The 11948-nt window shown below is 65.8% G+C and carries 12 protein-coding genes and 1 pseudogene; 9 read left to right on the top strand and 4 right to left on the bottom strand.

Annotated features, from left to right (window positions below):
* The first annotated feature begins 131 nt into the window (after window positions 1-131).
* Both AU197_RS26760 and AU197_RS07650 read left to right on the top strand, forming a co-directional pair.
* Window positions 132-263, top strand: coding sequence for a hypothetical protein (locus AU197_RS26760; RefSeq protein WP_263987676.1), 132 nt, complete (start codon window positions 132-134; stop codon window positions 261-263).
* A gap of 62 nt (window positions 264-325) precedes the next feature.
* Window positions 326-1420: an NADH:flavin oxidoreductase gene (locus AU197_RS07650; RefSeq protein ID WP_064401938.1), complete on the top strand. Its 1095-nt coding sequence runs from the start codon at window positions 326-328 to the stop codon at window positions 1418-1420.
* Between the two features lie 29 nt (window positions 1421-1449).
* On the opposite strand, the gene AU197_RS07645 is transcribed toward AU197_RS07650, so the two are convergent.
* Window positions 1450-1848: a DUF302 domain-containing protein gene (locus tag AU197_RS07645; RefSeq protein ID WP_064401937.1), complete on the bottom strand. Its 399-nt coding sequence runs from the start codon at window positions 1846-1848 to the stop codon at window positions 1450-1452.
* 27 nt (window positions 1849-1875) lie between these two features.
* Window positions 1876-2145, bottom strand: a complete 270-nt coding sequence (locus AU197_RS07640; RefSeq protein WP_064401936.1) for a metal-sensitive transcriptional regulator — start codon at window positions 2143-2145, stop codon at window positions 1876-1878.
* Window positions 2146-2277: 132 nt separating this feature from the next.
* On the opposite strand from AU197_RS07640, the gene AU197_RS07635 reads away from it, so the two are divergent.
* The 5 genes from AU197_RS07635 (at window position 2278) to AU197_RS07620 (ending at window position 6862) form a co-directional block, all read left to right on the top strand.
* On the top strand, window positions 2278-3657 hold the full coding sequence (locus AU197_RS07635) for an MBL fold metallo-hydrolase (protein ID WP_064401935.1): 1380 nt from the start codon (window positions 2278-2280) through the stop codon (window positions 3655-3657).
* Window positions 3658-3685: 28 nt separating this feature from the next.
* Window positions 3686-3850, top strand: a complete 165-nt coding sequence (locus AU197_RS26880; protein WP_502687863.1) for a DUF8730 family Cys-rich protein — start codon at window positions 3686-3688, stop codon at window positions 3848-3850.
* A gap of 18 nt (window positions 3851-3868) precedes the next feature.
* The gene (locus AU197_RS07630; RefSeq protein WP_064401934.1) at window positions 3869-4642 is read left to right on the top strand and encodes a sulfite exporter TauE/SafE family protein; all 774 of its coding nucleotides are present in this window, start codon (window positions 3869-3871) and stop codon (window positions 4640-4642) included.
* Window positions 4643-4658: 16 nt separating this feature from the next.
* The gene (locus AU197_RS07625; protein ID WP_064401933.1) at window positions 4659-5999 is read left to right on the top strand and encodes an MBL fold metallo-hydrolase; all 1341 of its coding nucleotides are present in this window, start codon (window positions 4659-4661) and stop codon (window positions 5997-5999) included.
* A 68-nt stretch (window positions 6000-6067) separates the two neighbouring features.
* Window positions 6068-6862, top strand: a complete 795-nt coding sequence (locus AU197_RS07620) for a TspO-related membrane protein (RefSeq protein ID WP_064402009.1) — start codon at window positions 6068-6070, stop codon at window positions 6860-6862.
* Between the two features lie 76 nt (window positions 6863-6938).
* On the opposite strand, the gene AU197_RS07615 is transcribed toward AU197_RS07620, so the two are convergent.
* Window positions 6939-8450 carry a flavin-containing monooxygenase gene (locus AU197_RS07615; RefSeq protein WP_197415481.1) on the bottom strand — a complete coding sequence of 504 codons (1512 nt, stop codon included), beginning with the start codon at window positions 8448-8450 and terminating at the stop codon, window positions 6939-6941.
* Between the two features lie 139 nt (window positions 8451-8589).
* Between AU197_RS07615 and AU197_RS07610 the strand changes: the two genes are divergently transcribed.
* A complete protein-coding gene (locus AU197_RS07610; RefSeq protein ID WP_064402007.1) occupies window positions 8590-9849 on the top strand; it encodes an oxygenase MpaB family protein in 1260 nt (419 codons plus the stop codon).
* On the opposite strand, the gene AU197_RS07605 is transcribed toward AU197_RS07610, so the two are convergent.
* A complete protein-coding gene (locus tag AU197_RS07605; RefSeq protein WP_064402006.1) occupies window positions 9850-10521 on the bottom strand; it encodes a L,D-transpeptidase family protein in 672 nt (223 codons plus the stop codon). It lies immediately after the preceding gene.
* Window positions 10522-10708: 187 nt separating this feature from the next.
* Between AU197_RS07605 and AU197_RS07600 the strand changes: the two are divergent.
* Window positions 10709-11948 (top strand): annotated as a pseudogene (locus tag AU197_RS07600) (HNH endonuclease signature motif containing protein); the annotation flags it as partial.

Below are 11948 nucleotides of genomic sequence, written 5' to 3'. Positions count from 1 at the left end.
TCGCCCCGCTCCGGCGTTCCGCCGAGTGTGGCCTCGCGTCACGCTTTCCGCCGATTCGCGTGACACAACCCCACACTCGGCGGAACGCTTTGTGTGATTACCGTTGAGCGCCTACGGGTACGGAGTCGAACATGACATCTCCAGACGAGAACGTAACGCCAGAGCCCGCCACCAAGGACGCCGACGTGATGGCGCCCGCCACTCCCGGGGCCGAGGCGCTTCCGCTGCCCGAGGACCAGGTCGACAAGCCCTCCGAAGGTTAGGTGAAGCCCGCGCCGGGTGGCCCGATGGAATCAGCCTGGGCGGTGTCGCGTTGGATCGGTTCATGGCGATTGACGATCTGTTTCGACCGTTCACGGTCCGCTCCTTGACGGTGCCCAACCGGTTCGCGATGGCCCCGATGACCCGTCAGGCCTCACCCGACGGGATTCCGGGCGCCGACGTGGCCGAGTACTACCGCCGGCGGGCCGCGGGCGGGGTCGGACTGATCATCACCGAAGGCATTCGGCTGCCGGATCCGGCCGCCGGATACCCGGCCAGCATCCCGACGATCGCGGGCGACGAGGTGCTCGCCGGCTGGCGGCGCGTCGTCGGCTCGGTTCATCGCGAGGGCGGCACGATCGCCGCGCAACTGTGGCATCAGGGCGTGCAGCGTGACGACGCCGACGGTGTGGTGCCCGTCGGCCCCTCGGGTGTCGACGGCCGGGGTCGTCCGCGGGGCCGGGCACTCGAGGTCCGCGAACTACATCGACTCGCCGACCAGTACGCCGACGGCGCTGCCACCGCTCGAGAGGTCGGCTTCGACGCGATCGAGCTGCACGGTGCCCATGGCTACCTGCTCGACGAGTTCTTCTGGGACCGAACCAATTTGCGCAAGGACGAATACGGCGGATCGCTGACCGCGCGGACCCGGTTCCCTGCCGAGGTGGTGGCCGCCGTCCGCGCCGCCGTCGGCCCGGACTACCCGATCATCTTCCGGTTCTCACAGTGGAAGGGCACCGACTACACCGCGTCCATCGCCGACGATCCGACCCAGCTACAGGAGCTGCTCGCCCCACTGGTGGATGCCGGCGTCGATGTCCTGCACCCGTCCACCCGCAGGCACTACCTGCCGGCGTTCCCCGACCACGACGGCGAGTTGAGCCTGGCCGGGTGGACCAAGAAGGTCACCGGCCTGCCCGTCATCGCGGTCGGCTCGGTCGGGTTGGAGACGCAGTTCCGCAGCGAGCAGCCGGGCCAGGTGATCCAGCCCGCCTCCGTCGACCGACTGGTCGAGCAGTTCGACGCCGACGAGTTCGACATCGTGGCCATCGGGCGGGCCCTGCTCGCCGATCCGGCGTGGGTCAACCGGCTGCGCGACGGCCGCCTCGACGGGTTCGCCGGATATGACCCCGAGGCCGCGCTGGCCAAGCTCGCCTGAGCGTTCTCGGCGACACTCGCGCCAATCGATCATTCCGATAGCGCGTCAATCGCCGCTCGAAGCTTGTCACCGACTTCCTCGGCGATCGGTTTCAGTCCCGGCTCCTCGGTGACGTCCACCAGCAACTGCGGATTCATCGCCTCGACGAGCGTCGTTTCCGGGTCCTCAGGGTCGCTGCGCACCACGACGTTGCACGGCAGCAGTAGACCGATCTGACGCTGCGCGTTGATCTCCCGGTGCGCCAGCGGCGGGTTACACGCGCCGAGGATGAGGTAGTTCTCCATGTCCTCGTCGAGTTTGTTCTTCAGCGTCGCTTTGACGTCTATTTCGGTCAGGACGCCGAACCCTTGTCCGGCCAGCGCCTCGCGGGTGCGTGCCACCGCTTCGTCGAACGATGTCTTCAGGCTCGTGGCCAGGGCGATACCCATGATGACTCCTCTGTCGATCGTGAATGGTCAGGCCAGTGCGAGGAACAGCTTCTCCAGTTCGGCCTCGGTCATGGGCCGTTCGTTGCCCTCTTGGTCGCCGGTCATGCATTCGCGCAGACCCGTCGCGACGATCTTGAAGCCGGCACGATCGAGCGCTCGCGACACCGCCGCGAGTTGAGTGACAACGTCCTTGCACTCGCGCCCCTGCTCGATCATCGCGATCACGCCGGCGAGTTGCCCTTGCGCGCGCCGCAGCCGGTTGAGCACGGCGCCGACAGCCTCCTGGTCACCAACCATTGAAAATTCCTTCCACTTCATTGCCCAGCTTACCCCTGGGGGTATTTGCGGAGTAGATACCCCCGGGCGTATTGTCAATATACCCGTGGGGGTATCGCAGACCGACGCCCCGACGACGAGAAGGGACAAAAGATGATCCTCGAGCAGTACTACATCGAATGCCTGTCGCACGCGTCTTATCTGATCGGTGACGAGTCGACCGGACGCGCGATCGTCGTGGACCCGCGCCGCGACATCACCGAATACCTGGCCGATGCGCGTAGACACGGGCTGACGATCGAGGGCGTCATCAACACCCACTTCCATGCCGACTTCGTCTCCGGTCACCTCGAACTCGTCGACGCAACCGGCGCCTGGATCGGCTATGGAGAGGCCGCCGAGACCGACTATCCGATCCGCCGCCTGGCCGACGGGGAACACATCTCACTGGGGGAGGTCGACCTGGAGATCCTGTCGACACCGGGCCATACCTGGGAATCGATCAGTGTGCTGGTTCGCGAGCGTGCAGATGCTGAGCCGACAGCCGTGCTGACGGGCGACTCGCTGTTCATCGGTGACGTCGGCAGACCGGATCTGGTCAATATCGGCGACAGCTCGACCAGTGATCTGGCTCGTGCGATGTTCCACACCATCCACGACGAGCTGATGACACTGCCCGACCACGTTCAGGTGATGCCGGCGCACGGCGCCGGCTCGTCGTGTGGAAAGAACCTGTCGACGGAGCTCACATCGACGATCGGCGAACAGCGGGTGAGCAACCCTTCGGTGCAACCGATGAGCGAAGAAGCCTTCATCGAGATGCTCACCCACGGCCAGCCCGCGGCGCCTGCATACTTTGCCGCCGATGCCGCGATGAACAAGCGGGTCCACCCGCTGCTGCAGCCAGAGCGCACGGTGCCCGCAATGAATCCCCAACAGGTCCGGGCCGCCCTCGATGCCGGTGTGCGGGTGATCGACGCGCGCGCGGTCGACGATTTCGCCTCAGGCCACCTACGTGGGTCGGTGAACGTGGGCTTCGACGGCCGCTTCGCCGAAACCGCTGGGATGGTGGCAGACGTCGCCGACCAGATCGCCCTGATCACCTATCCGGGGGAGGAGCAGTCAGCATCGCTCCGCCTGGCCCGCATCGGCTTCGACAACGCCGTCGGCTACCTGACCATCGGTCGAGACGGGCAGTTCCCCGCAGAGCTGCGCGATCTGATGCAGACTGCGCCGCGGACGTCGGTTTCCGAGCTGGACGAGATGACCGCCGCGGGCAACGTGACATTGATCGACATTCGCAACCCCGGCGAGCGTGAAGCCGGCGCGATCCCGGGCTCAGTTCACATTCCGCTGGCGCAATTGCGGATGCGTATGCGCGAAGTGCCGAGCGGAAGGCCCATCGTGCTGCACTGTGCAGGTGGGTGGCGCTCGAGTGTTGCCGCATCATTGTTGCGCGCCAACGGGTTCCGCCAGGTGTCGGACCTCAGCGGCGGATACAACGCTTGGGCCGGCGCTCACGTCACGGTCTGAAATTCGGGAAAGCAAGGAGATATCGAAAATGTGTTACCCGGTCCGATGTCCCGATTGCGGCAAGACGACGTGGGACGGCTGCGGCCAGCACGTCGACGATGTGATGCGTTCGGTCCCGCCCGTGCAGCAATGCCGCTGCCAACGTGCCCCGGAGCAACCTCGCCGCTCCGCCCGCGGGTTCTGGCGCCGGTAGGCGGGTAGGGAACCAGTCATGGCATTGGCGATAGGCCTGGCTCTCGGTGCGCTGATCGGGGTACTGCTGGGACTGCTCGGTGGCGGGGGGTCGATTCTCGCGGTTCCCGCGCTGGTCTACGGGATCGGTCTCGGAATCGAGGAAGCCATTCCGATCTCGCTGGTCGTCGTGGCCACGGCATCGGCAGTTGGCGTGCTACCGAAAATCCGTGCCGGACAGGTTCGGTGGCGCTTGGCCGGAATCTTCGCGGTGACCGGTGTCCCCGCCACCATGCTCGGCAGTGCCATCAGCAGACACCTACCCGCATCGGCACTGCTCATCGGGTTCGCGATCGTGATGGTGGTCGCCGGCGTCCGCATGCTGGCCGATCAGAACAGCACCGGCACCGCATGCGAAGCCCGTTCCGGGCAGGTCAATTGGCGTCGGTGCGCGCCGCGATCGATCGGAGCCGGCCTCATCGTGGGCCTGCTGACCGGGCTGTTCGGCGTGGGGGGCGGCTTCCTCATCATTCCGGCGCTGGTGGTGGCGCTCGGCGTCGAAATGTCCACGGCCATCGGCACTTCACTGCTGATCATCGTGGCCAACTCGACAGCCGGCGTCTTCTCCCATCTTCAGGGCATCAGCGTCGACTGGCCGCTCACCGCGGCATTCGTCACCGCCGCGATGGCCGCCTCGCTCGTAGCCGGGTACTTCGGCACCAGGGTCGACACGGATCGCCTGCAGCGTTGGTTCGCTTACCTCGTCTTCGCGATCGCCGCTTTCGTTCTCGTCGACACCGTCTTCCTACGTTGACCGTAAAGGAGCATTCATGGACGTCTCGATCATCGAAACCTCCGGACTCGGTGACCGCAGCTATCTGGTCTGCCACGGCGACGTCGCTGTTGCGATCGACCCGCAGCGCGACATCGACCGGATACTCACGCTTGCCGCTCATCACAACGTCCGCATCACTCATGTGTTGGAGACGCACCTACACAACGACTATGTGACCGGCGGACTCGAACTGTCGCGCACCGTCGGCGCAGAGTATGTGGTGCCGGCGGGTGACGAAGTCAGCTACCCCCGTCGCGCGGTCAGCGATCGCGACGTCATCGACGCCGGCCCCATCCGGTTGGAGGCGATGCACACGCCCGGGCACACCCATCATCACGTCAGCTATGTGCTCCGCGACGACGCCGACGGGGTGCGCGGTGTCTTCACCGGAGGTTCGATGTTGTTCGGCACCACCGGACGGACTGACCTGATCGGCACGGAGGACACCGAGCAACTCACCCGCGCGCAGTTCCACTCCGTCCGCAAACTCGCCGACATCTTGCCTGCCGACACGCCGGTGTACCCGACCCACGGCTTCGGTAGTTTCTGTTCGGCCACACCGGCTTCCGGCGACGAATCGACGATCGGCGAGCAAAAGGACATCAATCCGGCACTCACACAGGACGAACAGGACTTCGTCGACGAACTGCTGGCCGGACTTTCGGCCTATCCGGCGTACTACGCGCACATGGGAGTCATCAACAAGGAGGGCCCGGCCCCCGTCGACCTGACACCACCCAAGCCGATCGACCTGTCCGAATTGTGGCGCCGCCTACAGGTCGGCGAGTTGGTGGTCGATCTTCGGAACCGGACCGCGTTCGCTGCTGGGCATCTGCAGGGCTCGTTGGGTTTCGAACTGTCCGGCCCGTTCGTCAGTTATTTCGGGTGGCTCTACGACTGGGGCGCCCCGGTAACGCTGATCGGCGAGTCGCCGGACCAGATCGCCGAAGCCAAACGCGAATTGGTACGCATCGGGATTGACCGGCTCACGGGCGCCGCCACCGGTGTCATCGACGGGACTGCGCTTCGCTCGTACCCTGTCGTCGAGTTCGACCGTCTGGCCGAACGGCTCCGAACGGAAAAAGTCCCGGTTCTCGACGTACGGCAGAATCACGAGTTCGAGTCCGAACACGTTCCGGACGCAGTGAACATACCGCTACACGAACTGCCGAAGCGACTCACCGAGACCCCGCCAGGGACCGTGTGGGTGCACTGCGCGTCCGGGTATCGAGCCTCGATCGCGGCCTCGCTACTCGACCGCGCCGGGCACGACGTCGTCCTCATTGACGACGACTTCGACAAGGCGAGAGAACTCGGCCTCACGGCGACGGTGTGAGCCCGAGGTTCGAAGTCACTTGGAACGGGCATGAAGCACTTACCCGCTTGACTGTGAAGGAGCCCGACATGGTGAGCCGCACCGCCGACCGCCGATCCACCTCGTCAGTGCTGTGGCCGCTCGCCGTGGGCGTGGCCACCGCGGCCACGCTCGTCGTCAACTACCTCGCCAACAGCCTGCCGATCAACGGCCAGACCACAGGCGACGTCACCCGTCGCGTCGAGGTGTACTTCGTGCCCGCCGGTTACGTCTTCTCCATCTGGAGCCTGATCTACCTCGGGCTGATCGCCTACAGCGTGTATCTGGCCATCACGCTCGCGCAGCGCCGCGCCGACAGCGGCGCCGCACGCGCCATCGCGCCCTGGTACCTGCTGACCGCCGCTGCCAACTGCTGCTGGCTGTTCGCGTGGCACCACAACCAGTTTCCGCTGAGCATGCTGGTGATGGTCGTACTGCTGAGCGCCTTGATCGTCATCTACCGCCTGCAAGCCTCCCGCCCACCGACCTCGACACTGGAGCGGTGGACGGCGCAAATCCCGTTCCGGGTGTACCTGGGCTGGATTTCGGTCGCGACCATCGCCAACGCGACGATCACGCTCGACGACGCCGGGTGGTCGGGGTTCGGTCTGTCCGAGCCGACCTGGGGCGTCATCATGGTCGTGGTGGCGGCCGCACTTGGACTGGTGATGAACCTACGCCACCGCGACATCGCCTACGGGCTGGTCATCATCTGGGCGCTGATCGGCATCGCGGTGCGGCTGAACGAAACCACGCCGGTCCTGATCGCCTCGTTGGCGGGCGCGGCGGTGGTCGGCGTCGCCGTGCTCATCTCCGCACAGCAGCTGCGCAGCCGAACCGCCTGACGCGGCGGTTTGCACAGGCGGATTTCGTTGTGCACCAACCCCTGTGGGAGATCCGGACGTTCCCCGCAGCGCCGGCTCAGACCTCCTGCGCCGCAGCGGTTTCGTAGGCGTCCAGATCGAATCGTTTCGTCTGTCTGCGGAAGCGGAATGTGAAGTCGGGCCACAGGGTGGTGTTGTTGCCGTGGGCGTCCAGATACCAACTGGCGCAACCGCCGGTCATCCACACCGAGCCGGCGAGCTTGTCCTGTAATTCGTCGTTGTAGGCGTCCAGTGCGTCCTGGCGCACGTCAACACGGCTCAGGCCGCGGCTCGTCATGGTGGTGATGGCGTCGACAACATAGTTGAGCTGCGACTCGATCATGTACACCATCGATGTGTGCCCGAGTCCGATGTTCGGTCCGACGAGGATGAACATGTTCGGGTAGCCGGCGATCGTCGTGCCCTTGTACGCACGCATGCCCTTGTCGGCGAAGGTCTGGCTCAGGCTCCGTCCGTCGGTACCGCAGATGGTGTCGAACATCGGCGAATCGGTGACGTGGAATCCGGTCGCCACGATGATCGCGTCGACCTCACGAGCGGTGCCGTCCTCGGTGATGATGCGGCGCCCGTCGATCTCGCGGATGCCGTCGGTGACGAGATCGACATCGTCGCGGTCCAGCGCCGGATACCAGTCATTGGCGATGAGCATGCGTTTGCAACCGATTCGGAAGTTCGGCGTCACCTTGCGTCGCAACTCCGGATCGCGGATCTCTGCGCGGATCTTGGCGCGTGAGATCAATTCGAACAGCTTCATCAGGCGAGGGTTCTTCGCCAGTCCGACCACTTGGGTCTCACGGGCCGCGTAGATCCCCGCCCGTGCGAGCCGCAGCACTCCGGGGATGTTGCGGAAGGCCCAGCGCTCGGCGCGGGTGAAGGGCCGGTCGAAGCGGGGCAGCAGCCAGGGCGCCGTGCGCTGGTAGACGTCTATGTGGGCGACTGTGTCGGCGATCGCCGGAACGATCTGGATCGCCGAGGCCCCGGTTCCGATCACGGCCACCCGTTTACCGGTGAGGTCCGCGTCGTGGTTCCACTGCGCCGAGTGGAAGAGCTCGCCGTCGAAGTCGTCGATGCCCGTGATGGCGGGCAGTGACGGTTCAGCCAGGGCGCCGAACGCGCCGATGAGCACGTCTGCCGTCAGGGTTCCGCGGGTCGTCGAAAGCTCCCAGCAATGGCGATCCTCTTGCCAGGCGGCTCTTCTGACCTGACATCCGAAGACATGCCGATCGAGAACGCCGGCCCGGGTCGCGACACTGCGGATGTACCCCTCGATCTCCGGCTGCGTTGAGAACGACCGGGTCCAGTTCGGATTCAGCGCGAACGAATACGAGTACAGATGCGAGGGCACGTCGCACGCTGCGCCGGGATAGGTGTTGTCGCGCCACGTTCCACCGACGTCGTTTCCGCGTTCCAGGACGACGAAGTCGCGGTGTCCGGCCTCGTCCAGTCTCACCGCCGCGCCGAGACCGGAGAATCCGCTCCCCACGATCGCGATGCGTGTGTGGCCGGGCAGGTCCCGCGACTGCGATCCGATCGGTGGTTCGTCAGGCACGATGCCCCCTCGCGCTACGCTGCCCTGCTTCCGGTGTAGGGAACAAGTAGCCGCTTGCGACGGTCCTTACACACCGGCCGGACAGCGATGGGAACGTGTTCCGTGTACATGCGCGATGTGTATGCGATATGACAAAGCCATGCCGGAATCGACAGTTCGCCCGCCCGGGGCTCCGTCCGCTTTCCGGTACCCGGGGCTCACCGGTCGCCGCGCCCCGCTCCGAAACGTGGTGAAGCGACTGGCGGGTGTCGATCTGCTGCCCTCCGACGACATCGCGCGGGCGTTCATAGCCGGCCTGAACGAGGGCGACCCCGTCGCCGAACGCTTTGTCGCCGAGACCTATCACGGTGAACTGGGCGCGAGGAAGGCCCGCGAGCTGGTCGAGAAGGCCCAGCGGGAAGGCATCGACAATGTGCCCGAGGCGCCCGAGTCGATGCGTGCATTGTTCGAGGAGTTCGAACAACTCCCCGAGTGGGTCGACCCGGACCTCGTCGAGGAGGGAGCGGCGGTCTGGCGCCGGTGGGCCTACGCACTGGGCGCGCTCGGCAACGCCGGCACCAACGACACCTACACCGAGGGCTGGCTGGCGGTTCCCCTGTCGCTCTCCGGCGGTTACGCCGGCCAACGCGCCCTTCACCGGTATCTGGAGACATCACGGTGGTGGATCGAGGTCTGCCGACCGGGCGCCATCCTGACGCCAGGATCATTGGGCCGCAACATTTCCCTGCACGTGCGGATCATGCATGTCAGTGTTCGCGATCGCGTCAGAGCGCACCCGGAATGGGAAGCCGAACGCTGGGGGCTGCCGATCAGCCAGTCCGCCATGCTGCTGACGCTCTTGGGCGGCAGCGTCGCGCCGGCGTTCGGCCTGTTCCTTCTCGGCCACCTCACCTCACCGCGAGAGATGCGCGCCGTCCTGCATTTCAACCGCTACTGCGGCCACCTCGTCGGGGTGCGATGCGACGGCTACTTCCCCGAGACCGTCGCCGATGCCTGGCGCATCCTGTACATGTGCGACGCGGCGCGCAGCTATGACAGCGCGGACAGCGGCACCGAACTCATTCAGTCCTTCGTTCCGGCTTTCGCGCCCGCGACGTCGCACCACGGCCTGCAGCGGCTTCGCGCCGAGTACCACTACCGCCTACAAGCCGGATATCTCGGGCTGTACATGCTGCCGTGGAATCGTCGTCGCTACCGGCTACCGTCGGCTCTGCCGGGAATCCTGTTGCTGGTGAGCCGATTTCCGATGATCCTCACCCTGGAGATCGCGCGGCGGTTGTCGCCGAAGGTCGATCGCTGGTGGCAGGCCTCGAACCTCAAACGGTGGGAGAATTGGCTGCAGTGGCAATCCGACGGCAAGGCAGCGGCTTTCGAGGCCGCCGTACCGTTGCGCCGCTGATCACGCGCGCGACGGCACCAGCGACGGGCTGCCGACACCGATGGTGATCTGCGGCGCCGCCGCGGGGTCGAGCCAGGTCAGCAGCGTGCGCATCTCCTCGCGCCCGATGGCTACACAACCCCACGTCGGATTCCCGTCGGTCACATGAAGAAAGATTCCCGACACCCGTCCAGGGATCCGCTGGGGGTTCACCGTGATGTTGACCGCGTAGTCGTAGACGGGACCGGAGTCATACAGGTTCTCGGCGATCGACGACGGTTTACGGGGCCCACGCACGTGGGTGTTGTATGTGGGTGAGGAGGCGTCCTCGTCCCACCAGTCCTGGTTCGTGGTCTGGAAGTACGGCATCTTGGTGCCCGGGTTGGGTTGACGGCCGAAGGCCTGGTCGAACGTGAAGGTTCCCACCGGTGTGCGGTGCACACCGTCAGCGGGTGCACCCACGCCGAGCGCACCCACCTTCGCAGGCGTCGGCCCCAGGACGGGCTTCCATTGCTGTCCGGTTCGCTGAAAGGCGGTCAGGGTGCCCGAGGTGGCGTCGGCGGTGGGTACGCCGACGACGATCCACTGCGTCGTCCGTGCGGTTGCGGCGGCGGGTTGCGCCGCCGCGGGTGCGGCAAGCGGTAGCGCCAGGAGCGTAACGCTGAGGTACGCCAGTGTCTTTCGCAGTCTCACGGGCTCCCTCGGGAACATAGGTCAGGCACTTGAAAGCAGAATCGAGACATCGTATCCGCGGTATACAGCACGGACCGGCGCTCGAAACCCGTTCGCGGCCAATATGAGACCGTGTCGCTACTTGGCTCAGTCGGTTCGGTTGATCGGCTGCACCGGATTTGTCGGACCCTTCTGTGATGATGTGGTCATGTCGGTCGCTTCTTCAGATATCCAGGTGGATGTGGGTCCGCACGAGCGTTTGGTGGGCCTGTTGGGGCAGTTGGCCGAGTTGTCGGGGCAGCGCAACGCCATCGATGGGCGCATCGTTGAGATCATCGCCGAGATCGACCGCGACGGGCTGTGGTAACCGCAGAAGGTGTGCGCTCGGTCAAAGCGCTGGTGGCCTGGAAGCTGGGCATGTCGGACACCACCGCCAAGAACGTGGCCGCCGTGGCGCAGCGATTCGATGAGTTTCCCCGCTGCACCTCTCAGATGCGCGAGGGCCGCCTGTCGCTGGATCAGGTCGGGGTCATCGCCCAGTACGCCGGGGCGGGCTCTGATGAGCACTACGCCGAGATGGCGCCGGTGGCCACGGTCAACCAACTACGGTTCGCGATCAAACTCGAACCGCGCCCCCAACCCGACCACCGCGACCCCCCACGCGGCATCAGCAAGACCGTGGGTGAGCAGTTCACCACCTACCGCATCACCCTGCCGCACCTGGAGGCCGCCAAACTCGACGCCGCCCTGCAATCGCACCGCGACGCGCTGAGCAACGAGCACACCGCCGATCACGGCCCCGACACCGGCGCCGACACCCACGAACGCCGACAGCTCGGCGATCTGCGGTGTCGCCCCCCGTATCCCACCTTGGCCGATGCGTTCATGCGCATCGTGCACACCGCCTGGGACGCCGAGGTGGCCCGGCGCCCCCACGATCAGCACACCACCGCCATCGTGCACCTGGATCTGGACAAGGCCGCGGCCTGGCCACACCTGGGACCGGTGCTCTCCGAAGCCGAACGGCGGATGCTGTTGTGCGACACCACCTGTGAAGTGTGGCTCGAACGTCACGGCCAACTCATCGGATCGGGGCGCTCCACGCGGGTGATCAGCCGCCGACTGCGCCGCGCGCTTGAACACCGCGACCGCACCTGCCAAGTGCCCGGCTGCTGGGCCACCCGCGGGCTGCACGCCCATCACATCGTGCACTGGGAAGACGGCGGAGCTACCGAACTGGACAACCTGGTGCTGGTATGCCCGTATCACCACCGCATGCACCACCGCGGCCAGATCATCATCACCGGCCCGGCCGACCAACTGCGCGTCAGCGGCCGCGACGGCGAACCCCTGGACCCCGGATCACTCGCACACCCACCCACCGAATCACCACCAACGGTCCCACCCTGCCCCGGCCCCCGCGGCGAACGCGCCGAATGGAAATGGTA

It is taken from the genome of Mycobacterium sp. IS-1590 (assembly GCF_001500025.1).
Classification (GTDB): Bacteria; Actinomycetota; Actinomycetes; order Mycobacteriales; family Mycobacteriaceae; genus Mycobacterium.
This window is presented reverse-complemented; position numbering and strand designations above follow the sequence as displayed.